The organism is Nonomuraea sp. CA-141351, assembly GCF_050944675.1.
Classification (GTDB): Bacteria; Actinomycetota; Actinomycetes; order Streptosporangiales; family Streptosporangiaceae; genus Nonomuraea.
On sequence record NZ_CP191982.1, the window covers coordinates 9,553,298 to 9,578,082 of the forward strand.

General features: G+C 68.8%; 24 protein-coding genes and 1 pseudogene. 11 read left to right on the forward strand and 14 right to left on the reverse strand.

Annotated features, from left to right (window positions below; translation table 11 throughout):
• Positions 1 to 41 precede the first annotated feature (41 nt).
• The 6 genes from ACQPWU_RS44825 to ACQPWU_RS44850 form a co-directional block, all read right to left on the reverse strand.
• On the reverse strand, positions 42 to 623 hold the full coding sequence (locus ACQPWU_RS44825; RefSeq protein WP_433431791.1) for a GTP-binding protein: 582 nt from the start codon (positions 621 to 623) through the stop codon (positions 42 to 44).
• The gene (locus ACQPWU_RS44830; protein ID WP_433431793.1) at positions 604 to 954 is read right to left on the reverse strand and encodes a DUF742 domain-containing protein; all 351 of its coding nucleotides are present in this window, start codon (positions 952 to 954) and stop codon (positions 604 to 606) included. The genes ACQPWU_RS44825 and ACQPWU_RS44830 overlap by 20 nt, the downstream gene beginning before the upstream one ends.
• Positions 951 to 1,376 (reverse strand): roadblock/LC7 domain-containing protein, encoded by a 426-nt coding sequence (locus ACQPWU_RS44835; protein WP_433431795.1) that lies wholly within the window; start codon positions 1,374 to 1,376, stop codon positions 951 to 953. Before ACQPWU_RS44835 ends, ACQPWU_RS44830 begins: the two co-directional genes overlap by 4 nt.
• Entirely contained in the window at positions 1,369 to 3,765 is a 2,397-nt protein-coding gene (locus ACQPWU_RS44840) for a nitrate- and nitrite sensing domain-containing protein (RefSeq protein ID WP_433431797.1), read from the reverse strand. Before ACQPWU_RS44840 ends, ACQPWU_RS44835 begins: the two co-directional genes overlap by 8 nt.
• Before the next feature lie 248 nt (positions 3,766 to 4,013).
• The gene (locus ACQPWU_RS44845) at positions 4,014 to 4,817 is read right to left on the reverse strand and encodes an SAM-dependent methyltransferase (RefSeq protein WP_433431800.1); all 804 of its coding nucleotides are present in this window, start codon (positions 4,815 to 4,817) and stop codon (positions 4,014 to 4,016) included.
• Between the two features lie 34 nt (positions 4,818 to 4,851).
• Positions 4,852 to 5,730 (reverse strand): EamA family transporter, encoded by an 879-nt coding sequence (locus tag ACQPWU_RS44850; RefSeq protein WP_433431802.1) that lies wholly within the window; start codon positions 5,728 to 5,730, stop codon positions 4,852 to 4,854.
• An 84-nt stretch (positions 5,731 to 5,814) separates the two neighbouring features.
• Here ACQPWU_RS44850 and ACQPWU_RS44855 point away from each other — a divergent pair, with 84 nt between their 5' ends.
• The 7 genes from ACQPWU_RS44855 (at position 5,815) to ACQPWU_RS44885 (ending at position 12,131) form a co-directional block, all read left to right on the forward strand.
• Positions 5,815 to 6,711 (forward strand): LysR family transcriptional regulator, encoded by an 897-nt coding sequence (locus tag ACQPWU_RS44855; protein ID WP_433431804.1) that lies wholly within the window; start codon positions 5,815 to 5,817, stop codon positions 6,709 to 6,711.
• 57 nt (positions 6,712 to 6,768) lie between these two features.
• Positions 6,769 to 7,203: a MarR family winged helix-turn-helix transcriptional regulator gene (locus tag ACQPWU_RS44860; RefSeq protein ID WP_433431806.1), complete on the forward strand. Its 435-nt coding sequence runs from the start codon at positions 6,769 to 6,771 to the stop codon at positions 7,201 to 7,203.
• Positions 7,200 to 8,594 carry an MFS transporter gene (locus ACQPWU_RS44865; RefSeq protein ID WP_433431807.1) on the forward strand — a complete coding sequence of 465 codons (1,395 nt, stop codon included), beginning with the start codon at positions 7,200 to 7,202 and terminating at the stop codon, positions 8,592 to 8,594. The genes ACQPWU_RS44860 and ACQPWU_RS44865 overlap by 4 nt, the downstream gene beginning before the upstream one ends.
• A 13-nt stretch (positions 8,595 to 8,607) precedes the next feature.
• Positions 8,608 to 9,210, forward strand: a complete 603-nt coding sequence (locus ACQPWU_RS44870) for a hydrolase (RefSeq protein WP_433431809.1) — start codon at positions 8,608 to 8,610, stop codon at positions 9,208 to 9,210.
• An 87-nt stretch (positions 9,211 to 9,297) separates the two neighbouring features.
• Positions 9,298 to 10,359, forward strand: a complete 1,062-nt coding sequence (locus tag ACQPWU_RS44875; RefSeq protein WP_433431811.1) for a TetR/AcrR family transcriptional regulator — start codon at positions 9,298 to 9,300, stop codon at positions 10,357 to 10,359.
• 144 nt (positions 10,360 to 10,503) lie between these two features.
• Entirely contained in the window at positions 10,504 to 11,082 is a 579-nt protein-coding gene (locus ACQPWU_RS44880) for an ATP-binding protein (protein ID WP_433431813.1), read from the forward strand.
• Positions 11,083 to 11,156: 74 nt separating this feature from the next.
• Positions 11,157 to 12,131 (forward strand): cation diffusion facilitator family transporter, encoded by a 975-nt coding sequence (locus tag ACQPWU_RS44885; RefSeq protein WP_433431815.1) that lies wholly within the window; start codon positions 11,157 to 11,159, stop codon positions 12,129 to 12,131.
• A gap of 8 nt (positions 12,132 to 12,139) precedes the next feature.
• Here the strand turns inward: ACQPWU_RS44885 and ACQPWU_RS44890 are convergent, their stop codons facing one another.
• The 5 genes from ACQPWU_RS44890 to ACQPWU_RS44910 are packed head-to-tail and all read right to left on the reverse strand — an operon-like array spanning position 12,140 to position 17,139.
• Complete coding sequence (locus ACQPWU_RS44890; protein WP_433431817.1) at positions 12,140 to 13,273, reverse strand: Gfo/Idh/MocA family protein; 1,134 nt, start codon at positions 13,271 to 13,273, stop codon at positions 12,140 to 12,142.
• The gene (locus ACQPWU_RS44895; protein ID WP_433445443.1) at positions 13,270 to 14,055 is read right to left on the reverse strand and encodes a ThuA domain-containing protein; all 786 of its coding nucleotides are present in this window, start codon (positions 14,053 to 14,055) and stop codon (positions 13,270 to 13,272) included. Before ACQPWU_RS44895 ends, ACQPWU_RS44890 begins: the two co-directional genes overlap by 4 nt.
• A 19-nt stretch (positions 14,056 to 14,074) precedes the next feature.
• Complete coding sequence (locus ACQPWU_RS44900; protein WP_433431818.1) at positions 14,075 to 14,893, reverse strand: carbohydrate ABC transporter permease; 819 nt, start codon at positions 14,891 to 14,893, stop codon at positions 14,075 to 14,077.
• Positions 14,894 to 14,935: 42 nt separating this feature from the next.
• Positions 14,936 to 15,886, reverse strand: coding sequence for a carbohydrate ABC transporter permease (locus ACQPWU_RS44905; protein WP_433431820.1), 951 nt, complete (start codon positions 15,884 to 15,886; stop codon positions 14,936 to 14,938).
• A 29-nt stretch (positions 15,887 to 15,915) separates the two neighbouring features.
• Positions 15,916 to 17,139 carry a sugar ABC transporter substrate-binding protein gene (locus ACQPWU_RS44910; RefSeq protein ID WP_433431822.1) on the reverse strand — a complete coding sequence of 408 codons (1,224 nt, stop codon included), beginning with the start codon at positions 17,137 to 17,139 and terminating at the stop codon, positions 15,916 to 15,918.
• 280 nt (positions 17,140 to 17,419) lie between these two features.
• Here ACQPWU_RS44910 and ACQPWU_RS44915 point away from each other — a divergent pair, with 280 nt between their 5' ends.
• Both ACQPWU_RS44915 and ACQPWU_RS44920 read left to right on the forward strand, forming a co-directional pair.
• Entirely contained in the window at positions 17,420 to 18,433 is a 1,014-nt protein-coding gene (locus ACQPWU_RS44915; RefSeq protein ID WP_433431824.1) for a LacI family DNA-binding transcriptional regulator, read from the forward strand.
• Positions 18,434 to 18,614: 181 nt separating this feature from the next.
• A complete protein-coding gene (locus ACQPWU_RS44920) occupies positions 18,615 to 19,439 on the forward strand; it encodes an isocitrate lyase/PEP mutase family protein (protein ID WP_433431827.1) in 825 nt (274 codons plus the stop codon).
• A gap of 39 nt (positions 19,440 to 19,478) precedes the next feature.
• Here ACQPWU_RS44920 and ACQPWU_RS44925 read toward each other — a convergent pair whose 3' ends face one another.
• A complete protein-coding gene (locus ACQPWU_RS44925) occupies positions 19,479 to 20,795 on the reverse strand; it encodes an RNA-guided endonuclease InsQ/TnpB family protein (protein WP_433431828.1) in 1,317 nt (438 codons plus the stop codon).
• Between the two features lie 97 nt (positions 20,796 to 20,892).
• Between ACQPWU_RS44925 and tnpA the strand changes: the two are divergent.
• Positions 20,893 to 21,253: pseudogene (tnpA, locus tag ACQPWU_RS44930) on the forward strand (IS200/IS605 family transposase).
• 568 nt (positions 21,254 to 21,821) lie between these two features.
• Here tnpA and ctaD read toward each other — a convergent pair.
• Positions 21,822 to 23,486: an aa3-type cytochrome oxidase subunit I gene (ctaD, locus tag ACQPWU_RS44935; RefSeq protein WP_433445445.1), complete on the reverse strand. Its 1,665-nt coding sequence runs from the start codon at positions 23,484 to 23,486 to the stop codon at positions 21,822 to 21,824.
• A 216-nt stretch (positions 23,487 to 23,702) separates the two neighbouring features.
• Between ctaD and ACQPWU_RS44940 the strand changes: the two genes are divergently transcribed.
• Positions 23,703 to 24,077 (forward strand): response regulator transcription factor, encoded by a 375-nt coding sequence (locus ACQPWU_RS44940; RefSeq protein ID WP_433431830.1) that lies wholly within the window; start codon positions 23,703 to 23,705, stop codon positions 24,075 to 24,077.
• On the opposite strand, the gene ACQPWU_RS44945 is transcribed toward ACQPWU_RS44940, so the two are convergent.
• Positions 24,074 to 24,760: a response regulator gene (locus ACQPWU_RS44945; protein ID WP_433431832.1), complete on the reverse strand. Its 687-nt coding sequence runs from the start codon at positions 24,758 to 24,760 to the stop codon at positions 24,074 to 24,076. The genes ACQPWU_RS44940 and ACQPWU_RS44945 overlap by 4 nt on opposite strands.
• Positions 24,761 to 24,785 lie beyond the last annotated feature (25 nt).

Sequence of the window (24,785 nt, forward strand, 5' to 3'; positions counted from 1 at the left end):
CTGACGAGCTCGCATATGGAGGGCGCCTGCACCATGCACGGTCAGGCGCCCTTCACCGCGTACGTGACCAGCGTCGTGAGCACCTCCTTGACCGACTGGCGCTCGCGCACGTCGCACAGCACGATCGGGATGTTCTCCTTCAGCGCGAGCGCCCGCCGCACCTTGGCCGGGTCGTGGCGGCGGGCGCCGTCGAAGCAGTTCACGGCCACCACGAACGGGACGCCGCGCTGCTCGAAGTAGTCCACCGCGGGGAAGCAGTCCTCCAGGCGGCGGGTGTCGGCGAGCACGACGGCGCCGAGCGCGCCCAGGGCCAGCTCGTCCCACATGAACCAGAAGCGGTCCTGCCCGGGCGTGCCGAACAGGTACAGCCACAGCCCCTCGCGGATGGTGATGCGGCCGAAGTCCAGTGCCACAGTGGTCGTGACCTTGGACTCCACGCCCGAGGTGTCGTCCACCCCGACGCCCCGCTCGCTCAGTAACTCCTCGGTGTGCAGCGGCCTGATCTCGCTGATCGTGCCGACCATGGTCGTCTTGCCGACGCCGAACCCACCCGCGATGAGGATCTTGATGGCCAAGGCCGAGGCGACCGCCGTCGCCCCCGGCTCAGAGGCTGCGTAGTCCATGGAGAACTTCCCTGTAGATCCGTTCGTCGATCGTCTGCGCCGCGGGGCGCGGGCTCTCGATGGTGACAAAGCCCTCCCGCCGCAGGTCGCCCAGGATGACCCGGGTGATGTTGAGCGGCAGCTTGAGGTGCGCCGCGACATCCGCCACGGGCGTGGGCTTCTGGCACACCGCCAGCACGGCGCGGTGCTCCGGGATCAGTTCGGTGAGCTCGTAGGAGCCGCCGACCGTCGTGACGATGGCCACCAGGTCGAACGTCTCTCCCTGCGGCTTCGCCCTGCCCCCGGTCAGCCCGAAGAGCCGGAGCAGCGGGCCGGGATCCTCCCCGGTCACGGTTTCGCGCCGTTCCAGGCGGGTGCCGGCGCCGCTCCCCTCGGCAGCGCGGAGAGGTGCTCACCGACCCGCTTGACCATGAGCGCCATCTCGTACGTGACCATGCCCAGTTCGGCGTCGCCCGAGGCGAGCACGGCCAGCCGGGCGCCCTGTCCGGCCGCGGTGACGAACAGGAAGCCCTCCTCCATCTCGATGATCGTCTGCCGTACGCCGCCCATGCCGAAGTGCCGTCCCGCGCCCATGGCGAGGCTGTGGCTGCCGGCGGAGATGGCGGACAGGTGCTCGGCGTCCTCCCGGGTCAGGTTCCGGGAGCCGCCCATGGCCAGCCCGTCGGCGGACAGCACGATGGCGTGCCTGATGCCGGGAACACGCTGGGTGAGGTCGTCGAGCAGCCAGCTCAGTTCACTTCTGGGGTCAGGCATGGGGATGGTCGTCCTTTCGGTTCCACAAATCTCGTTCCTGCTCCGCCTGGCGGCGACCCTGCTGCCAGCCGCGTTGCATGGACGACATGAGCTGGGCGAGCTCCTCCGGCGAGCGCCCCTGGACGGTGCGCCGATCCGCGCGCCCGGCGGCGTCACGGAGCTGGGGAGCCAAGTTGGTCTGCGGCACCCGCATCGGGAGCCCGTCGAGGTCCTCGTCCGCCGCCTGGGCCGGGATCGTGACGCTCCACTCCACGGACGGTCCTGGAGGCGTGGCGGAGCGCGGGACCGGCGTCGGAGTCGGCTCAGCGACGGGCTCGCTCTCGGTCATAGGGTCCGTTCTCGGCGTGGAGGTCTCGAACCAGGTCCCGCGCTCGGACTCCGCGGCGATGGCCATCCCGTTGGGCCTGGCGTCGGCGGGTGCCGTGCCGAGCGCGCGCATGGGCCTGCTCGCGCGGGTTACGGCATGATCCGCTGGGTGTCCCGCCGCGACGGCGGCCGAGGGCTGGGCGTTGGCGAGCAGAGCGGAGGGCAGCAGCACGATCGCGGTGGTCCCGTCGTACGGCGAGCGGCGCAGCGACACCTTGATCCCGTGCCGGGTCGCGAGCCTGGACACCACGAACAGGCCGAGCCGGTCACTGTCGGCCAGGTCGAACTCCGGCGGGTCGGCCAGCCTGGCGTTGAGGTCGTGGAGGATGGACTGGCTCAGCCCCAGGCCCCGGTCCTCCACCTCGAGCGCGAAGCCGTTGGCCGCCGTCATGCTGCGGACGTGCACGGTGGTGTCGGGCGGGGAGAAGGCGGTGGCGTTCTCCACCAGCTCGGCGATCAGGTGGATCACGTCGGTGACGGCGCCGCCGACCAGGAGCGGGGCGCCCGGCATCGGCATGACGGTGACGCGGGTGTAGTCCTCGACCTCCAGCACCGCCGCGCGTACGACGTCGAACAGCGGCACCGGGTCGCGCCAGCGGCGCGCGGGGACGGAGCCGGACAGGATGATCAGGTTCTCGGCGTGCCGCCGCATGCGGGTGGTCAGGTGGTCCAGCTTGAACAGGTCCTCCAGGACGTCCGGCTCCTCGACCCGGCGCTCCATGGTGTCGAGGAGCGCGAGCTGGCGGTGGAGCAGCGCCTGGTTGCGCCGGGCCAGGTTGAGGAAGACCTGGCCGACGCCCTTGCGCAGGGTCGCCTGGCCCACCGCGGCCTCGACCGCCGTGCGCTGCACGGCGGAGAACGCGTGCACCACCCGATCGACCTCGGCGGTGTCGGCGGCGTCGAGGTCGGGCGCCTCGGTGGCCGGGTCCACGTCATCGCCGCGGCGCAGCCGCTCGACCAGCCAGGGCAGCCGCTGCTCGGCCAGTTCCACCGCCGACGCCTGCAGACGGCTGAGCTCGGAGATCAGCGAGCGGCCGAACCTGTACGACAGCGCCACAGACGCCAGCACCGCCGCCAGACCGAGGGCCAGGACCAGCCCGATCCGCAAGTACGCCCCGGTCTTCTGCGCCTCGGCCTCGGCCGTGGTGCGAGCCAGCTCCGTCTGGGTGTCGCGGTCGATCGCGCCGATGAGGGAGTCGATGTCGCCCTTCCACTCGGCGGGGTCCACCGGCGGCGCGCCACCGCTGGTGTCCCACGTGAACAGCTCGTCCTCCGTCTCCAGCAGCCGCCGGTACGCGCCGCCGTCGACCAGCTTGTCGTAGCTCACCCGCAGCTCGGGGCCGATGTCGCGCTCGGCGTTGGCGAAGACGATCCTGCGGCTGGTGAACGCGGCGACGAACGCGGCCCGGTCGGTCGGTGACATCCTCCGGCGCACCATCGTGCTGGTCAGCACGGCGTGCTCGCGGCCCAGGTATTCGGCCGTGGCGCTGTAGGCGGCCATGCCGCGCACCGATCGGAAGGACGAGACGTCACTCAGCGCGTCGCGGTCGTTGAACTGCTTGTTGGCGACGCTGATCAGGTTGTTGTACGCGTCGATGATCGCCAACGGCGGAGCGAGCACGCCGCCGTCGGCGGACTCGCGCAGTGCCTGTAGTCCGTCAAGCGCCTGCAGCAGCGCGTGCACCTGGGCCGGGGTCCCGCCCGGCGACTGCCCGTCAACGGATCCGACGACCTGGCGCAGGTGTTCGGCCTTGGCGTCGGTGACCCGCCGCTGCGCGGACAGCGGCGCGTACGCCGCCGTGCCGCGTGGCGCCTCGGCCGAGAGCTGCCGCTCCCTCTGTAACTCCACGATCAACTGGTGCACCGGCGACCCGATGGCCTCCCAGCGGTCCTGAGCCTGGGAGACCGTGACGATCTCCTCCACGCTGGAGTAGGCGATGAACCCCCACAGGGCGACCATGGAGACCAGCGGAAGCAGGAGGATCCTGAGCAGCTTGGTACGGATCGGTGGGGGCGAGCTCATCCTTCATGTCCAATTCCGCGCATGGCGATGCGCCGCTGGGCAGTCGTGAACCGGCACCGCCCCCGAGAACCTCCGCCACGACTGGCATTGTGGTCCGTCCACTATGCCGATGGGGCAGATGCACTTCAAGGTACGGATGCGAAGAATCAACACGAATGGCGGGTTGACTCTTTGTCAGCACACGGTTCGTGACCGTAACGGTTGGCATCTCACGCAGAGTCACAGAATCGGACTCGGGACGACGGCGCTCAGGGCTTGCGGCCGACGCCTCCGTACAGCCACCTCGTGGCCGCGGGGGCCGGGTCGTCCGGGTCCGGGTGCCACGTGTCGATGGTGACCAGACCGGGGTCGACCAGATCGAATCCGTCGAAGAAGCGGGCGACCTCCGCGTGCTCACGGAAGTAGATGGGCGTCGGCGTGGCCGCGTACACGGCCTCGATCTGGGCCACCGCGTCCGCCGAGTGACCGTCGCGGGTGACGTGAGTGGCCGTGAAGTGACTCCCGGACGACAGGGCGTCACGTAGTTCGCTCATGATCTGGCTCTGTTCGTCCATGGTGAGGAAGTGCACCATGGCGATCATCAGGACACCGACCGGCTCGCTGAAATCGATGAGCTTGGCGGTTTCCGGATGACCCAGAACCTCGGCCGGGCGCCGCATGTCGGCGGCGGCCACCGCGGTGTGCTGGTCGGTCGCCAGCAGCGCGCGACCGTGCTGCAGCACCACCGGGTCGTTGTCGACGTAGACCACGCGAGCGTCCGGGACGATCTGCTGGGCGATCTCGTGCGTGTTGCCCACGGTGGGCAGGCCGGAGCCGATGTCGATGAACTGCCGGATCCCCTGCCGTGCCATGTGCCGCACCGCGCGACGCAGGAAGGCCCGGTTTTCCTGAGCCAGCTCACGGATTTCGGGCATCGCCTTCTCGACCCGCCCTACGGCCTCGCGGTCGATCTCGAAGTTGTCCTTTCCTCCGAGGTAGTAGTCGTACATACGGGCGACGCTCGGCCTGGTGACGTCGATCCCGAACGACGCGCCACCGCCCTGCTCCGTCATGACAGGCCTCCAATCGTGATCATTACTACTCAAGTTAGCGCAACGAACGGGCCGTGCGACTGGCACCGATCCCGGCGACCGTCACCAGCACGATCCCGGCCACCTGGACCCCGGCCGGCACCTGCCCGAGCAGCACAAGGCCGACCAGCACCGCCAACGCGGGCTCCAAGCACATCAACACGCCGAACACCGCACTGGGCAGCCTGCGCAGGGCCAGCAGTTCCAGGGTGTAGGGCAGGACAGGCAGCAGCAGCGTCAGCGCCGCCACCTGCCACAACACCTGCGCCGACAGCCCGGGCAGCGCCTGCGGCACGCCGACGAGCGCCGTGGCCGCCGCGGCGGCGGGCATCGAGATGGCCAGTCCCTGCACGCCCGGCAGGCGCTCGCCCACCCGCTGGGTGAGCAGGATGTACGCGGCCCAGCAGAAGGCCGCGCCGAGCGCCAGCGCCACCCCGGCCAGGTCCGCGTCGCCCTGCCACGGCCGGGTCACCGCCAGCACACCGGCCAGCGCCAGCGCGGGCCAGGCCAGGCCCCACCGCCCTGAACGGTGCAGGACGGCCACCGCCAGCGGCCCGAGGAACTCCAGCGCCGTGGCCATGGCCAGCGGGATGCGTGCGATGGCCTCCACGTACAGGACGGTCACCCCTCCGGTGACCACGCCGAGCACCACCGACCAGCCCAGGTCCGCACGGGGAATGGCCCAGACCCGCGGCCTGGCGACGGCCACGAACAGCACGGCGGCGAAGCTGAGCCTGAGCCAGGAACTCCCGGCCGGCCCCACGCTCGCGAACAGCCCGGTGGAGGCCGCCGCCCCTATCTGTACGCAGACCATCGAACCGACCGCCATCGCCACCGCCGCCGGCCGATGGCGGGACGTGCTTGCCGGAGCACTGATGAGGGAGGTATCTGTCACGCCGTACATGTCACTCGATCGGCACCATCCGCGTCCACCACGTAATTGCGGACAAACAGTCCACGATCAGCGGATAATTGCCACGTGGACACTCGATTGCTGCGCGTACTGGTCGAGCTGGAACGGCGCGGCACGCTGCGCGCCGTGGCCGCGGCCACCGGCTACGGCACCTCGGCCGTCTCCCAGCAACTCGCGGCGCTGGAGCGCGAGATGGGCACGGCCCTGGTCGAGCCCGCGGGCCGCGGGGTACGGCTCACCCCCGCCGGGCGCAGGCTGGCCGAGCACGGCAGGGGAATCCTCGACGCGGTGGCGGAGGCGCGCTCCGCGCTGGACCCGCAGGCCGAGCCGAGCGGGGTGGTACGCATAGCGGCCTACGCCGGGGCCATATCCGGCGACCTGCTGCCGGTCGCGCGCCGCCTGGCCCGCTCGCACCCGGCGCTGCGGCCGCAGCTGCACGAGCACGAGCCCGACGAGGTGCGGGGCCTGCTCGACGACGGGCTGATCGACCTGGGTTTCGTCTACGACTACAACCTGGTGCCCTGGACCTGCGACAGCCCCTCGCTGCTGCTCTGCGAGACGCCCCTGGTGCTGGCCGTGCCGGCGAACGGCCGCGCGCCGGGGGACGTGGACTCCCCCGCGGCGCTCGCCGCGTACGCCGGCTCGACATGGGTGCTCAACTCGCGCGGCAAGGCCGACGACGAGCTCGTGGCGAGAGTCTGCGCGCTGGCCGGCTTCACGCCCATCGTGGCCCATCGGGCCGACAGCCTGGAGCTGGTGCTGGACATCGTCGCCGCCGAGCTGGGCATCGCGCTCGTGCCGGATTTCCTGCCCGCGCGCGAAGACGTCGCCTTCGTCCCGCTGCCCGGCATCGACGTGCGACGTCGCCTGTACGCGGTCACCCGGCCGGGTGGATGGGACTGGCCCGGCGTACGGCTCTTCGTCGGCCTCATGACAGGCCAAGTGGCACGGCACCGTGACTAATCCCACATTAGCCAGCTAAAACTGTACAGTTTAGACTGAAGGTTTTAGCGTGGAGATATGGGAGATTCCGACCTGGCGGCCCGCGCGGCCGGCGACGTCTGGGTGGTGTTCAGCCGCCTGCGCCGCAGGCTCAAGGACCTGGCCGTCGAAGGTGACCTCACCCCGGCGCAGGCCTCGGTGCTGGCCCGGCTGGACAAGGAGGGGCCCGCGTCGGCCAGCGACCTGGCAGTGGCCGAGCGGGTGCGCCCGCAGTCCATGGCGAAGATCGTCACGACGCTCGAGCTCGCCGGGCTGGTCGAGCGGCACCCCGATCCCCAGGACGGCCGCCGTCAGCTGGTCACCCTGACCGAGCTGGGGCGCGAGCGGCGGCTCGGTGACCGGCGCGCCCGCGAGGAGTGGCTGGCCCGGACCCTGCGGGAGCGGTATACCGACGAGCAGTTGCGTACCGTCATTGAGGCGATGACCCTGCTGGACGACGTGGCGCACGCATGACCGGGCCCTCGGCCCGATTTCACGCTCTGCGGCAGCCGGTCGGCGGCGGGTTCGACCGCAGGCTGATCGCGCCGATGATCCTGGGCTCCATTCTCAACCCGATCAACTCCTCGATGCTCGCCGTGGCCCTCATCCCGATCGGCCGGTCCTTCGGCGCGGCGCCGTCGGAGACCGCGTGGCTGATCACGGGCCTGTACCTGGCCACCGCCGTCGGGCAGCCCGTCATCGGGCGGCTGGTGGACTCCTTCGGCCCGCGCCGGCTGTACCTGACCGGGACGGCCCTGGTGGGCGTCGCCGGGCTGATCGGCGTGCTCGCACCCCAGTTGTGGGTGCTGATCGTCTCGCGGGTGCTCCTGGGGTTCGGTACGTCGGCGGCCTATCCGGCCTCGATGTTCCTGCTGCGTACCGAGTCCGAGCGGACCGGCATGCGCAGCCCGAGCGGGGTTCTGGCGGCCCTGTCGATCTCCAACCAGGTCGTCGCCGTCCTCGGCCCACCCCTGGGCGGGCTGCTGATCGGCGCGGGCGGCTGGCACCTGATCTTCGCGGTCAACGTGCCGCTGTCGGCCGCCTGCCTCGTCCTGGGCGCCTGGCGCCTGCCTCGGCTGTCCGGGCGCGGGAAAGCCGATGGGGTGGACATCCCGGGCATGGTGTTGTTCGCCGGGATGCTCACCGCGTTCATGCTGTTCCTGATGGACCCCGAACCGGCCCGCTGGCCCGTGCTGGTGATCAGCGTCGGGGCGGGCACGGCCTTCGTGGTGCGCGAGTTGCGCACCGCCGCCCCCTTCCTCGATCTGCGGGTGCTGGGTGGCAACGTCCCGCTGCTGGCCACCTACGGCCGCCAGTTCCTGGCCTTCGTCACCTCGTACGCGTTCCTGTACGGCTTCACACAGTGGCTGGAGGAGGGCCACTCGCTCAGCCCGTCCACGGCCGGGTTGATCCTGCTGCCCATGTCCGTGGCGGCGATCGCGGTCACGGCTGTCACCGGGCGCCGCCCCGAAGTGCGCGGCAAGCTGGTGGTCGGCAGCCTCGTACAGGTCGCCGGCTGCGCCACTCTGCTGTTGATCGACTCCGCCACGCCGATCTGGATCCTGGTGGTCCTCGGCGCGGTCATCGGCATCCCGCAAGGGCTCAACGGCCTGGCCAACCAGAACGCCCTTTACGCGCAGGCCGACCCCGCCCGCATGGGCTCCTCTGCCGGTCTGCTCCGAACGTTCATGTACCTCGGCGCGCTGGTCGCCTCAGCCGCCAACGCCGCCTTCTACCAGGACGGCGCCACCACCGGCGGGCTGCACCACCTCGGCTGGCTCCTGGTGGTCGTCGCCGGGCTGTTCCTGATCGTGACCGTGGCCGACCGCTCGCTGCGCCGCGTCGGGCGCGACGACCGGTCATGACACTCCGCACCGCATGAGAAAGGGCACCACCATGTCCGTCACCACCCTCGACCCCAAGACCGCGCTGGTCGTCATCGACCTCCAGAACGGCGTCCTCGCCACTCCCGGCGCCCCGCACAGCTCCTCGGACGTCCTGGCCCGTACCGTCGAGCTGGCCGACGCGTTCCGCACCCGCGACCTGCCCGTCGTCCTCGTCCGCGTCTCCTTCGCCTCCGACGGGTCCGACAGCGCCCCGGGGCGCAGCCAGGCGTCGCGGACATTCCGCACCCCGCCGGAGGGGTGGGACCTCATCGCGGACGACCTGGCGGGACACCCGCGGGACATCGTCGTCACCAAGCGCAACTGGGGCGCCTTCTACGGCACCGACCTGGACCTCCACCTGCGCCGCCGCGGCGTCACCCAGATCGTCCTGACCGGCATCGCCACCAGCATCGGCGTGGAGTCCACCGCCCGCGCCGCACACGAGCACGGCTACCACCTGACACTGGCCTCCGACGCCATGACCGACCTGGACGCCGAAGCCCACCGCCACAGCACCGAGAAGATCTTCCCCCGGCTCGGCGAGACCGGCACCACCGCCGAGATCCTCGACCTGCTCGCCAAAACGCACCCCTGACATGGGCGAGCGGCCGGCGCCCTTCGCCTGTATCGTTCAGATGATGGGAACATCTGAGCGTTCAGGGAGTGGGGCGAAGGGGTCGCGATGGTCAGGCTGACCCGGGCGCAGCAGCAGGAACGCACCCGGGCGGCCGTCCTCGCCGCGGCGAGGGAGGAGTTCGCCGAGCGCGGATACGCCGACGCCAAGGTCGACCGGATCGCGGAGCGGGCCGAGCTGACCCGTGGCGCCGTGTACTCGAACTTCCCGAGCAAGCGCGCGCTCTACCTCGCGGTCCTGGTCGACTCGATCGAGCACACGGCCGCGGCGGAGCCGCCGTCGCCGCCCGGCCTGGCCGCGGCGTTGAGCGCGTTCGCTCGCGTCTGGCTCGAACGGCTGCCGTTGACCGGCGACACGCCCGCCGGCGGGAAGCTGCAGTTGCGCTCGCTGGCCGGGGTGTTCGACGACGAACCCGGCCGCACCGCGCTGGCACAGCTCACCAGGCTGGAGGCGCTGCTGCTCGCTCTGGCGCTGGAGCCACGCGCACCGCACCACACGCGGCGGGTGCGGCTGGCCGAGCTGGTCCTCACGCTGCTGAACGGAGCCGGCCACCTGGCCGACGCGGCGCCCGGATTCGGCGACCCCTTCGACGTGACGCTCGCCTGCGAGCACCTGGCCGGCCTCGACCTCGCCGACACGTGGAACCCGCCGCACCTGCCCTACGTCTCCCCCGCGCGACCCGTCCAGGACGCCTGGGAGCCGCCCGCGCGGTTGCCGGACCAGATCACCGCTCACCCGGCCGGATTCGACGCCGACGGCGTGATCGCGGTCCTCGGCAGCGGCCGGCTGGAGGCGGCCGAGGAAGCCGTCCGTGCCGCCCGCCCGGGCGACCGCATCACCGTGGCCGTCGTGACCAGTGATCCCGCCGAGCTCGGCCGTCTCGTACGGCTCAGGATCGGCGACCTCACCGGATGCCTGCGGCGTGTGTTCGCCCCGGACGCCTGGCCGGGCCTCCGCCTCGTCCTCGACGACCACGCCGACATCGCCTCGGCCATCGGAATCCCGGACATCGACGACACCACCGAGGCCGCGGTCCGGATCCGGGCAGGCAAGATCGTGGCCCGAGCGGCCGGGCGGGGCGCGGCCCATGCGGCAGCGACCGCGGGTTGACGTGCGAGCTCACACCCCAGCTAGCTAGCACGCCGAGGTGCCGCTTCCCGGGGTTGAAGATGGGTGCTGGTGGTGAAGACAGCGGCCGTCCGCAGCGGGGATCGTGGAGGAGTAGAGCAAGCGTCTCAGCCAGGGAGGTGGGCGATGACCGCCGACATCTACGGTCTGCCGATCGGGTCCGTGTTGTCCTGTTCCGGCCCACGCCCGCTGAGCAAAGCCGCTCCGGACCGCCGTAGCAGTCAGTCACCCACGAGCCCAGACGGGGATCGCATGCGCATACAACCCTCCCTGGAGGCGGCAACCCGCCGGCTTCGGGAGTTGGCGCGTAGGACGAAATCAGCGTTCCAGGACCACCGGGCATCGTGGGAGCTGCCACAAGATCCGGCGTCGATACCGGCGGGACGCCACCTCGTCAGCAACAAGCTGACCGAGTGGGGGATCAATCGGCGTAGCGACATCATGGACGTCATGCAGCTGCTCGCCAGCGAGCTGCTCACCAACGCCGTGGAACATGCCCGAGGGGATCCGGTCCTCACCCTTTCGGCTCGGGGCGGCACCCTTCGCTGCGAGGTCTGGGACGAAGACCCTCGACTGCCGTGCACCCGGCCATCCGGCCCCAGCGACGAAGGCGGGCGCGGGCTCTTCATGGTCCATCTGTTGTCCAAGCGCTGGGGGGTCGATCTCACCCACGCAGGCAAGGCCGTGTGGTTCGAAGCGGCCTGACCGGCGCGATGTGACACCGTCTGGATAAAACTGCCTTCTCGGGTAAGGGGATCTCCCATCGACGAGGAGGCGGGATGGGCCGGGACGGATCACAGCAGGCGACACTCGCGGCGCTCGCCGCCAACGTCGGGGTGGCGGCCACCAAATTTGTGGCGTTCCTCTTCACCGGCTCGTCGGCCATGCTCGCCGAGGGCATCCACTCCATCGCCGACACCGGCAACCAGGTGCTGCTCATGCTCGGCCGCCGGCGGGCCGCACGCGAGCCGAGTCCGGCCCATCCGTTCGGCTACGGGCGCGAACGTTACTTCTACGGCTTCCTGGTATCGGTGGTGCTGTTCTTCGGGGGCGGGCTGTTCGCCCTGTACGAGGGGTACGAGAAGATCGCCGACCCGCACCCGCTGGAAAGCTGGCCGTGGGCCATCGGGGTGCTGGTGGCGGCCACCGTCATGGAGGCGTTCTCGCTGCGCACGGCCGTACGGAGCTCCAACCGGGTGCGTGGCGGCCGGTCATGGGCGCGCTTCATCCGCGAGGCCAAGGCGCCAGAGCTGCCGGTGGTGCTGCTGGAGGATGCCGCGGCGCTGACGGGGCTGGCGTTCGCGCTGGCCGGCGTCACGCTGGCGGTCATCACCGGGAACTCCGCGTTCGACGGGCTGGGCTCCATCGCCATCGGCCTGCTGCTGGTGGCGGTCGCCGTGACGCTGGCCAGGGAGACCAAGAGCATGATCATCGGCGAGGGCGCCGCGCCCTCCGTCCAGGACGCCATCGTGTCCGTCCTGGACGGCGACCCGTCGATTCAGGCGTACGAACAGGTGCGCACGCTGCATCTGGGCCCGGAGGACCTCCTGGTCGCCGCCCGGGTGACGATGCCCTCGTCCGGGGACGTGGAGGGAGCGGCCCGGGCGCTGGCCGAGACGGAACGCCGAATCAGGGCACGCGTACCGATCGCCTCGGTTGTCTACCTGCAGCCGGCTCCGTCGGAACTGGCGTCCGGGAGCCGAACCTCCGGAGACCGGCCTGGAGGCCCTCTGGGCCGTCGATCATCTCGTTGAGCAGCGGACTAGCTCGTGACGCTCCCTTCCGCGAGGTTGCCTCCGAGCGCGGCGGCCGGCGTGCCCCAGGACTCCAGCCGCATCCGGATCTCCTCGGGTACGGGATGGGACAGCGCGTCCCGGTAGGCCTCATCCAGCAGCGCGTCGATCTCGACGCGCTCGCCTGACTCGGCGGAGCGGACCGCCGCCGCGACCATCGCGAGGCTGCGGATGTTGCGGGCGATCGTTCCGGACGGCTCCACGCCGGTGCGCAGCGCCGCGACGAATTCCACGAGTGCCCCGGCGATCTGCTCGTGGTCGCCCGGCGGCACGGCGGCCCCACCGCTGATGCTGGAGGTGACGCGATCTTCGCCGTCCCAGGTGGCCGTGCCCTCGGAGCCGGAGGCCCGCCATTCGCCGTTCCAGGACGTCTCCAGACCGTCCGCGCACCAACTCCCGGTGAACACGTAGCGGCTGCCGTCGTCGAAGAGGAAGTTCGCCGTGGCCGCCGCGTCGCCCCGGTACCAGCTCCAGGCCGGGTTCCAGCTCTCGCAGACGACCGAGACCGGCTCGGCGCCGAGCAGGTGGCGGGCGGCGTCGAAGGCGTGGATGGCCATGTCGACCAGCAGCGGCTGCTCCATCTCGTCGCGGAAGCCGCCGAAGCGCGGGCCTCGGAAGAAGCCGGTGGTGAGCAGCCCGACCGTGCCGAGCTCGGCGATCCGGTGCCGGTACTCCGCCAGGGCGGCGAAGTACCGGCGCGACTGGCTGATCATCAGCAGTTGCCCGGAGGCCTCGGCGGCCGCGGCTTGGACGAGCGCCTCCGCCAGTGTCGGCGCCGCCGGCTTCTCGCACAGGACCGGCAGCCCGGCGAAGAGCGCCTCGGTGTTGACCGCGCTGTGTGCTGCCGGAATCGTGACGTTCACGACGGCGTCCGGCGCGGTGGGCGCGAGGATCTCGCTGAGCGAGGCGCCCACCTTGGCGTCGCCGCCGACGGCTCGTACGGCCGCCGCCGCGAGCTCCGTGTCGAGGTCGACCACCCCGACGAGTTCGACGTCGTCGGAGGCGGTCAGGGTCCGGATCCAGGCCTGGCCCATCGAGCCTGCCCCGACCTGCACGACACGGAGCGGACGCGCCGGATCGGCGGCACGGGCGAAGGTGCTCACTCGGCGTGCTCCTGGTCGTGCTCCTTGTTGTTCATGGCGCCGCGGTAACCGCGCCCCTTGAAGAACTCGCCCATGTCGTAGCGGAGCAGGGTCGGCAGCTCTCGGCGTGACCGGTCGCCGGCCGCCCACTCGACACCGTTGGCGATGACGTGCAGGACGTCCGGATGATGGTAGACGGGATAGTCCTGATCGCCCGGGCTGAAGTAGAAGATCTTGCCGTTGCCGCGCCGGAAGGTGCAGCCGCTGCGGAAGACCTCGCCGCCGGTGAAGGAGCTGATGAAGATCAGCTCGTCGGGCGTGGGGATGTCGAACTGCTCGCCGTACATCTCCTGGGCGGGGATCTCGATGGGGTGCGGGATGCCGCGGGCGATGGGATGGGCCGGGTTCACCGTCCAGACCAGCTCACGGTCGTTCTCGCTACGCCAGCGCAGCGTGCACGTGGTGCCCATGAGCTTGGTGAAGATCTTCGACCAGTGGCCGGAGTGCAGCACCACCAGCCCCATCCCCGACAGGACATGCCGGTGCACCCGCTCGACCACCTCGTCCGCCACCTCCGCGTGAGCGGCGTGACCCCACCAGGTGAGCACGTCGGTGTTAGCGAGCACCTCCTCGGTCAGGCCGTGTTCGGGTTCGTCCAGCGTGGCCGTGGCGACGGTCGCCTTCTCCCCCAGCCAGCCCTCGATGCCCCGGCGGATGGCGTTGTGCATGCCGTCCGGGTAGATCTCTGCCACACGGGGTTCGACCTGCTCGTGGCGGTTCTCACCCCATACCGTGACGTTCATCTTCACGCATGTTCCTTTCTCACTTGATCGCGCCGCTGACGGCGCCTGCCGCGATGTAGCGCTGGGCGAATATCAGCAGCAGGGCTGCCGGGACGGAGGCGAGTACCGCGGTCGCCATGACGGCGCTCCAGTCCTGTGTGTTCGCATTGATGTAGTCGTAGATGCCGAGAGTGATGGGCCGTACTTCTGGCGTGCTGGTCAGGGTGAGGGCGAAGAGGAAGTCGCTCCACGCCGACAGGAAGGTGAACAGGGCGGCGGTCACGATCGCGTTCTTGCTGATCGGTACGACGATCGAGACGAACGCCCGCAGGGTGCCCGCCCCGTCCACCATCGCGGCCTCCACGAGCGCCCAGGGAATGGCGCCCATGAACGCGCGGATGAGCAGCACCGCGAACGGGATGCCCGCGGCGGTGTTGGCGAGGATCAGGCCGAGGACATTGTTGATCAGGAAGAGCGAGTTGAAGATGGGGTAGAGCGCGTTCGCGATGACCATGATCGGGATCATCTGGGTGATCAGCAGCACCAGCAGGAACACGCTGCCGCCCCGGGTACGGAAGCGTGCCAGGCCGTAGGCGGCGGGCGTGGCGATGACCAGGGTCAGCACGACCGTCCCGAGGGCGACGATCAGGCTGGTGACGAAGTTCTGGCCCTGTTCGTCCAGGGCCTGCGCGTATCCCGAGAACGTCGGGTGGAAGGGGAGGAATTCGGTGGAGGCGGCGCCGGAATTCCCCTGCAGGCTGCTGTTGAGCATCCAGTAGACCGGAAAGATCATCACGGCCAGGAAGACGATCCCCAGCACTGTCATGGGCAGCCGGCGCCGGGTCGATGAGTTGTTCATGTTCGGCTCGCAATCAGCGCATCGGAGAGCGGTCGGCGGGAGTCACTCGACCGGCTCACGGCGCGAGATGTAGAGGTAGACCATGGCGAAGACGAGCGAGACCACGATGAGAACGTTGCTGATCGCGGCGCCTTCCCCGAAGTTGAACTCGACGAACGACTTGTTGTAGGCGTTCGTGGCCAGCGTCTGGCTGGAGTTGGCCGGGCCGCCGCCGGTCAGGCCGAGGATGATGTCGACGACCTTGAGCGTGTAGACGACGCCGAGCACCAGGACGACGCTCACCACGGATCTGATGTTCGGCCAGGTGATGTGCCTGAACGCCTTCCAGCCGACCGCTCCGTCCAGCGATCCGGCCTCGTACAGCTCGCGCGGGACCGCCTGCAGACCGCTGTAGAGGATCGCGACGTTGAAGGGTATCCCCAGCCAGATGTTCACCCCGATGACCCCGATGAGTGCGAGGGTCGGGTTGACCAGCCACGGGACCGGCTCGACGCCGAACAGGCCGAGAAACTGGTTCAGGACGCCGCTCTCCTGGTCGAGCATCCACTTCCACACCGCGCTGGAGGCGATCAAGGGCAGCAGCCACGGAAGCAGCAGCAATGACCGCAGGAAACCGCTCAATGGGAAGTTGCGCCTGAAGAACAGCGCCAAGGCGAGCCCGATCACGAACTGGAAGGAGATCGACCCGATCGTGAACAGGGCGGTGTTCACCAAGGTCGTGGTGAACAGGTGGCTGGAGAAGGTCGTCACGTAGTTGGCCAGGCCGACCCAGGGCGCCTCGCCGCTGTAGAAGGTGGAGGTCGTGTACTCCTGGAAGCCCATGACGATGTTCTGGACGATGGGATATCCGAAGAACATCGCCACGAAGACGATGGCGGGCAGGCAGAACAGCCACTGCGCGTGGCGCCGGAACAGGCGCATCCATTCCGCCTTGCGGCCTCGCGTGCCGAGCGATTCTCCCGCGGCTGTGAGACTGAGGTTGGCTGACGTCATGAGCCACTCCTTTCGCACGTTTCGAGTGGCTACTCGCCCTGCGTCTGCCGCAGCGCTTCGGCGGGAGTGGCCAAACCCGTCAAGGCGATCTGCACGGCGTTGTAGATCTTCGTCGCCGCCTTCGGCCAGTTCGGCCCGAGAATCCCGGTGCGAGCCCGCGCGTTCCGCACAGCGGTGACGAACGGCATGATCGTCTGGTCGGACTCCCCGAACTTCTCCGCGTCGTCCGGGTTCGCCGGGATGTTCTGCCTGATCTGGGCCGACTGGAGCTGGCTCGCCGAAGAGGCGAGGCATTTCACGAACTGCCCGGCCTTGGCCATCCTGGCCTTGTCGCCGGTCCGCGGCACCGTGAAGATCTCACCGCCGAGCGGGGCCACCGGAGTCTGCGACGCCAGCCGGGTGGGGATCGTGAACGTCGCCCAGTTCAGATCCTTGTGCTCTTTGAGGCTGGGGATCTGCCACGGGCCGTTGACCACCATCGCGGCCTTGCCCGCGATGAACTGGTCGATCACGTCGGACTGGCTCCAGATGACGGAGCTCTTGGACATCGACCCGTCGTTCTGCAGGTCGACGACGAACTGCAGCGCCTGGGCGGTCTCCGGAGTCGTGATGTCCTCCTCCGAGCCGCCGTTGCTCCACATGAACGGCAGGAACTGCCACGTGCCCTCGTAGGTGTTGATGTTGCTCATGGCGAATCCGTAACGGCCTTGCTGAGTCAACTTCTTCGCGGTCGAGCGCAGTTCGTCCCACGTCTTGGGAGGTGCGGTGATGCCGGCGGCCTCGAAGATGTCCTTGTTGTAGAAGATGGCGAGGGTGTTGACGGCGGGAGCGAGGCCGTACAGCTTGCCCTCGTACGTGCCGGCCTTCACGACTGACGGCACCAGGCCCTCACCGCTCACGCCGTAGTCGGTCAGCGGTGAGAGCGCACCGGAGGCGGCGATCTGCTGTCCGTCGGGATTGTCGAGCATCAGCACGTCCGGGAGGGTTCGCGAGGCGCTCTGCTGAAGCACTTTGGGGATCAGTCCGGGCCCCGGGACGTGGTTGATCTCGATGTCGACGCCGAGGCTCTTCGCGCATGCCTGGTAGATCGGATCGTGTGCTTCGTCGTAGTAGTCCTGGATGGTCAACGTGTTCTTCGCTTCCGCGTCGGCGGGATCCGCTCCGCCGCACGCGGTCAGGGACAAGGGGAGGAGGGCCGCTGCTGCGACAGCCACGTTGGGCGCTTTCCCAAGACGCTTCTGTGCTGTCTTCATGTGAGCTACTCCTTCTGCAGAGTGCGTCCGGCGTATCGGGTGCACGGCATAGGGATTGTTCATCGAGACGGGGGCCAGGGACCGAGTCACGGAGAGCCGAGGGCTGCGTCGCTCTCAGGCATGGACATTGATAGGGTAAAGCGCTTAACCGCTCTTGCTTGTGAAGTATGTTGCGCCTATCGCCCTGTGATGTCAATAACACGTTAAGCGTTTTACCGACGGCGCCGCGAAGAGGTTACGCTGCTCTTCGCGCGTCCTCACGAGCCGGGAGGCAGCATCCATGGTCACGATGCGCGACGTCGCGGAGCGAGCCAACGTCTCCATCGCCACTGTCTCGTTCGTCATCAACGGCACCAAGCGGGTCGCGCCAGAGACCCGGGCCCGTATCGAGGCGGCCATCGAGGAGCTGGACTATCAGCGGAACGTCGTCGCCCGCGCCCTTGCCAGCTCGCGCACGCGCATCCTCGCGCTGTTGCACCCCGTCCTCGAGGTCCGGCCGAACGCCACGGTGAACCATTTCCTCCTGAGCGCCGCCCACGGCGCCCGCGAGCGCGGCTACGACCTCGTGCTGTGGCCCGTGAACGACGACGAGCAGATGTCCCACCTGCTCGCGGGCGGCCTCGTCGACGGCGCGCTGCTCATGGAGGTCCAGTTCCACGACCTCCGCGTCGACCGGCTCATCGCGTCCCGGCTCCCCTTCGCGCTGATCGGACGGACCGAGAACGAAGACCTGCCGTTCGTCGACATCGACTTCGCCACCACGATCGACCAGGCGGTCGAGCATCTCCGCTCGTTCGGCCACCGGCGCATCGCGCTCGTCACCCAGCGCACGATGGCCCCTTCCGGAAACGAGCCCGGCCGGATCATGCGGGTGGAGTCCGCGTACCTCGACGCGATGGCGGCTCTCGGCGAGCCGCCCGCCGTCGTCACCGTGGAGAGCACGTCGGCCGGAGGGCGGGAGGCGGCCCGCGAGCTCTACGAAGACTTCCCGGAGGCGACGGCCGTCATCTTGGTGAACGAGGGCGCCTCGGCGGGGCTGGTCAAGGGATCACGAGCGCTCGGCCGCGCCGTGCCGCACGACCTGTCGGTCATCTCCGCGGCGACCACCGCCGAGCTCGGCGAGATGATCGAGCCGTCCCTGACCGTCATGGAGGCACCGGCTTCCCAGCTGGGACGCCTCGGCGTGAACGCCCTGATCGACCAGCTCGAAGGAGTCCAGGACGCCCCTCCTCACATCGTCATCCCCTGCACCCTGGTGCCAGGCCAATCAGTCGGCCCCGCCCCGGTCCGCTAGGAGCCGCCGATCGCGCATTGGCGAACACCCCGAGCTCCTGTCCAAGCGACATGTCCGGATCCGGCCGGACGTGCCACGGTGCGACGGAAGATTCTTTGTTCTCGTTGACGCGCGGCGACGCCGCGCCCGATTGAGGTCAGCCTCTGGCACCCCAGGCACCGTGCATCTAAAGGAGACCGGCATGACGCCAACCACAATCACGCAGGCGGCCCGCTTCAGGGAGCTGCACCGGGGCGCGGTGCTCGTGCTCCCCAACGCCTGGGACGCCGCCTCCGCCGCCTTGATCCAGGCCGCGGGCGCGCCGGCGATCGCGACGACGAGCGCCGGCGTCTCCTGGGCGAACGGAGCACCCGACGCCCACGGGCTCAGCAGACAGCAGATGGTAGCGGCCGTCGCGCGCATCGTGGCGGCCGTGACCGTGCCGGTCACCGCCGACATCGAGGGCGGGTACGGCCCCGGCCCCGACGACGTCAGGGCCACCGTTCGTGCGGTGATCGAGGCCGGCGCGGTGGGCGTCAACCTCGAGGACTCCCCCGGCCCCGCGGGCGCGCCCCTGATGCCGGCCGAGGATCAGGCCCGGCGCATCGCCGCGGCGCGGGCCGCAGCGGACGCCGCCGGGGTCGACCTGTTCGTCAACGCCCGTACCGACGTCTACCTGGCCGGGGTCGGGGAGCCCGGGGACCGGCTCGCCGACGTCGAGGCGCGGGCGCGGGTCTACGCCGACGCAGGTGCCGACGGGCTGTTCGTGCCGGGCCTGCTGGACCTGGACGCCATCGCCCGGCTGGCCGGCGGGCCGCTGCCGCTGAACGTGATGGCCGGGCCCGGCGCGCCGCCGGTGGGCGAGCTGGCGGCGGCAGGCGTCGCCCGGGTCAGCGTGGGCTCCGCGATCGCCCAGTCCGCCTACGGGTGCGCCGCGCGAGCGGCCGCCGAACTGCTCACGGGCGGCACGTACACGACGCTCGCCGACGGCCTCGACTACGGCGGCCTCAACGCCGTCTTCCCTTGACGTGCTCCTCCCCATGGATGGGGAGGATTCTCATGGCTGCTACGCGGCCGCCCCTTGCGGGGCGGTGTGGGTAGTTTCGCCATGAGTTGCTTGACGCTTCACCGGCCCCAGTGATGCAGGGCCTCCACGTCCAGTGACCGCCTGTCCGGCGGCGTTGTTGTACCGGTGCATCTGGGTGCGGGCGGCGTTGACGTCGGCGTTGCCGATCCACCCGCATGCTGTGTTCTTGCACACGAACCGGGACTGGCTCTCGCGGGAGCCGTCGGTGATCGTGTGGCAGGCGTGGCATTCCTGGCTGGTGCCCGGTGCCGGGATGACGACGACCTTCCCGCCCTTGTCGACGGCCTTGTAGGTGAGGAATTCGGCGGTTCGTCCCCATGCCTCGGTGGCGATGGCGCGGTTGAGGCCGCGTTTTTGGGCGACGTTCTTGCCCGGCGCTTGGATGGTGCCGGAGGCGGAGGCCATCATGTTCTTGACTTTGAGGTCTTCGAGCACGATGACGCTGAACCGGTCGGTGAGCTTGGCGGTGGTCCGGTGTTGCCAGTCGATGACCCGGCGCTTGGCTTTCGCGCGCAGGCGGGCGATCTGGTCATAGGTTCTTTTCAGCCGGTTGCTGGTGGGCCGGCCGGGTTTGGCCGCTCGTTTCTGGCGGGCGGCTTTGCGTTCCAGGCGGAGCAGGCGCCTCAGTTCTCCGCCTGTCAGCCAGTCCTTACGGTGGCGGATCTTCTCTCCAGTGGCCAGGGCCAACGGCACGGCGATGCCCCGGTCGATCGCGGTTTGCGGCCCCGTGTGCGGGGCGGGCAACCGTTCGGTGGTCTGGATACGGAACACGATGTGCCACCCATTGGCCTGCTTCACCAACCGCGCCCCGGTGATCTTCCCGTCCGGGCCGCCCCGTGTGACGCCGGGCAGGTCTTTCGTCCACCGGAAGTGGACCCGGCCGAGTTTGGGGATGTTGACCGCGCCCCACCGCCGGTTGATCCGGGTGATGTTCAGGTCACGCCCCTGAGGGATGTCCACGGCCATCCGGGAGGAGAAGCGGCTCTTGAACGTGGGGCGCCTGGCCGGGTGGTCGGGGTTGAAGAAGTTCTTCCACGCCTGCCGGTAGGTCTTGAGTACCGCCTGCGCGGCCTGGGCGGGCAGGTCTTTCAACCAGTCGATCTCTTTGCGGGCGGCCCTGATCGCTTCGTCGCACGCCTCGAGCGAGGCGAACCTTCCCTGGCGGAAGGTGAAGTACTCGTGCAGCAGGTTCCACAACGCGCGCGTGTTGTGCGCCTGCCCGTCCAAGACGGCGCTCTGCCGTGCGTCCAGGTCCAGGCGCGCCATATGAGCCCGGTTGCGTTTCTCCAGCTCCACGCGGCTCACCCTATCGTTTGGTGTATGTCACCGCGATGGGAATTCAACCCGGAGATCAGGACGGGACGGTCACTGCGTTCACGAGCTCACCGCGCATTTGGTGTTCGTCACGAAATATCGGCGGAACGTCCTCACCGATCCCATGCTGGAACGCTGCGAACAGATCATGAAAGAGGTGTGTGAGAAGTTCGAATGCGAACTGGCCGAGTTCAACGGCCAGGACGACCACGTTCATCTCCTCGTGCACTACCCGCCCAAGGTCGCCCTGTCCACCCTGGTCAACAGCCTCAAGGGGGTCTCCGCCCGCTATCTACGCAAGGAGTACAGCGCCCACGTCCGCACATACCTGTGGGGAGGGCCACTTCTGGTCCCGCTCCTACTACGCCGGCTCCACCGGCGGCGCGAACCTGGCCACCGTCCGCACCTACATCCAGTCCCAGGACCGGCCCCAAAAATAAGAAAAAGACCAACGCGTGGTCACGCTGATCTCATGAGTGCGGGTCAGGGCACGCTCAGGCCCCAGGGGGCCTTCCCGCGCGGGCCTTCACCTCCCGCCTAAAGACGGGAGCACTGGCCCGCATCTCGGTAGATCCCTCCGTCCACGCTCTCCTTGAACTTGCGGATGGCGTCGGCGTCGTAGCCGCCGAGCACGGTCGAGGTTCCAGTCAGCGTGGGTCAGGGTGGACGAGACGACGTACTTGGGGGTTTCGTTAAAGAAAGGGGCCCCGGGGTCGTTCTCGACGGTACGGGTCGACCAGGCCGGAGCGAACCCCTCGTAGGTGGTACGCCCGAGCAGGATCGCCGAGCACGAGCCCGTGACGGCGCCGATGGCGTCGCTCAGCCCGGGCGTGAACTCGTAGTCGAAAGCCCAGGTGGGCGCATCGATCACGCGTCGATGGTGGTGAACTCGTGCACCTTGATCGTTCCCATCACGCCCTCCTCAGCAGCCGAGCCGGCATCTGCGGCTGTCGCCGTCACACCATCACGCACTCCCGGCGCAGCTTAACGGCGAGCCGAGGCGGCCATCTACGACGGCGGGATCTCCGCCTCCGGCTCAGCGGGCAGTCGCGGTCTGCCGGTGTGCGGGACGTGCAGGTCGAAGGCCGGGCGTTCGGAGCGGATGCGGGGCAGGAAAGTGAAGTTGTGCCGGGGCGGCGGGCAGGAAGTGGCCCACTCCAGCGAGTTCCCGAAGCCCCATGGGTCGTCCACGGTCACCTTGGGCGAGCGCCGGTACGTCCAGTAGACGTTGTAGATGAACACCAGGGTCGAGCCCCCGAGCAGGAACGCGCCGACCGAGGAGATCTCGTTGAGTGTGGTGAATCCGTCGGCGGGGCTGTAGTCGGCGTACCGGCGCGGGAAACCGAGCACGCCGAGCCAGTGCTGGATGAGGAACGTCGTGTGGAAGCCGACGAACAGCAGCCAGAAGTGCAACCTGCCCAGCCTGTCGTTGAGCATCCTGCCGGTGAACTTGGGCCACCAGAAATAGAAGCCGGAGAACATCGCGAAGACCACGGTGCCGAAGACCACGTAGTGGAAGTGGGCGACCACGAAGTAGGTGTCGCTGATGTGGAAATCCAGGGGCGGCGAGGCGAGGATGACGCCGGTGAGCCCGCCGAGCAGGAACGTCACCAGGAAGCCGACCGCGAAGAGCATCGGCGATTCGAACGACAGGTGGCCGCGCCACATGGTGCCGGTCCAGTTGAAGAACTTCACCCCGGTCGGGACGGCGATGAGGAAGGTCATGAACGAGAAGAACGGCAGGAGCACCTGCCCGGTGACGAACATGTGGTGGGCCCACACGGTCATCGACAGCCCGGCGATGGCGATGGTGGCGCCGACCATGCCGATGTAGCCGAAGAGCGGCTTGCGGCTGAACACCGGGAACACCTCGGTGACGATGCCGAAGAACGGCAGCGCGATGATGTAGACCTCGGGGTGGCCGAAGAACCAGAACAGGTGCTGCCACAACATCGCGCCGCCGCTGGCCGCGTCGAAGACGTGGGTGCCGAGCTTGCGGTCCGACGCCAGCACGAGCAGCGCCCCCGCCAGCACGGGGAACGCCATCAGCACCATCATGCTGGTCAGCAGGGTGTTCCAGGTGAAGATCGGCATACGGAACATGGTCATGCCGGGCGCCCGCATGCAGATGATGGTGGTGACGAAGTTGACGGAGGTGAGAATGGTGCCGAGGCCGCTGAGCGCCAGCCCCATCACCCACAGGTCGCCGCCGACGTTGGGGCTGAAGTCCGCCGTGGACAGCGGGGTGTAGGCGAACCAGCCGAAAGGGGCGGCTCCGCCGGGCGTGCAGAAGCCGCTCACCACCATGAGTCCGCCGAACAGGAACAGCCAGTAACCCACCATGTTGAGCCGGGGAAAAGCGACGTCGGGAGCCCCGATCTGCAAGGGCATGATGAAGTTGGCGAACCCGGCGAAGAGCGGGGTCGCGAACAGGAGCAGCATCACCGTGCCGTGAATGGTGAAGAGCTGGTTGAACTGCTCCGCCGTGACGAACTGCAGCCCCGGAGCGACCAACTCGGCGCGGATCATCATCGCCATGATCCCGGCCAGGAGGAAGAACGTGAAGCTGGTCGAGAGATAGAGATACCCGATCACCTTGTGGTCGGTGGTGGACATCCATGAAGCGATCAACCGCCCCGTCCTGGCCCGGCGGCTGACCTGGTCGGAGGTCATGGGCTCCGGCTGCGGCTCGATCCTGGTCACGACGCGTTCCCTCCCGACGGTGCCGGGGGGACACGAAATCGGACTTCCCGCTCCACCGTATGGCTAACCGATCCGTAGCCCTAGAAGTCGGTCATGTAGTGGTGGGTCGGATCGTTCGGGCTTGGGACTCCGGAGATTCCAGCTAGCTTCAATGCGCACGAAGACCCCCGGTGCGATCCTGAACGTGTGGGTCTGTGTTGCCTGATCGTCGATGACAACGATCACTTTCTCCAGGCGGCGAGCGAGCTGCTGAAGCGGGAGGGGATCGACGTCGTCGGCGTGGCGTCGACGGGTGCCGAAGCTCTGACGCGGTTCGAAGAGCTCCGCCCGGATATCGCGCTGGTCGACATCGACCTCGGTGGAGAGAGCGGTTTCGACGTGGCGCAGCGCCTGATGGAAGCGCGGAACGGCAAGCCGGCGAGCGTCATCCTCATCTCCGCGTACGAGGAGAGCGACTTCGCCGACCTGATCCCCGAAAGCCCCGCGATCGCGTTCCTGCCGAAATCCGATCTCTCGGCACGGACCATCCACGAGCTCCTCGGCGGAGCCGGCGTCACCTAGCGGGATTCGAGGAAGGTGAGTACGGCGAGCACCCGCCTGTGATCGTCTTCGGTCTCCGGAAGCCGCATCCTGGCCATGATGCTGCGCACGTGCTTCTCGACGGTGCCCTCGGTGATCCACAGCCGGTGGGCGATCCCGGCGTTCGAACGGCCCTCCGCCATCAAGGACAGCACTTCGCGCTCCCGATCGGTGAGGGTTTTCAACGGGTCGTCCCTGCGACGTGCCGCTATGAGCTCCTGGACCAGGCTCGGATCGACGACCGAGCCGCCCTGGGCGATGCGCCGTAGCGTCTCGATGAAGTCGCCCACATCGATCACCCTGCTCTTGAGCAGGTAGCCCACCCGGTGCCCCGCGGCCAGCAGTTCCATCGCCTGCTCGACCTCGACATGCGCCGACAGCAGCAGAATGCCCGTCTCGGGCGACTCCTCCCGTATGACCCGGGCGGCCTCCAGACCCTCCGTCGCATGTCCAGGAGGCATCCGGATGTCCACGATGACGAGGCCCGGCCGTTGCTCACGTACCAGAGCGAGAAGCCCGGGCGCGTCCCCCGCCTGGCCGACGACCTCGAACCCCGAGCTCGTGAGCAGGCTCGCGAGCCCCTCACGCAGCAGGACGTCGTCGTCCGCCAACGCCACCCGTGTCGGGCTTCCGTTCATGTCTGCGCCGTCGTGCGTGGCCTTCATGGGTTTACGCTCACCAACCTCCCCT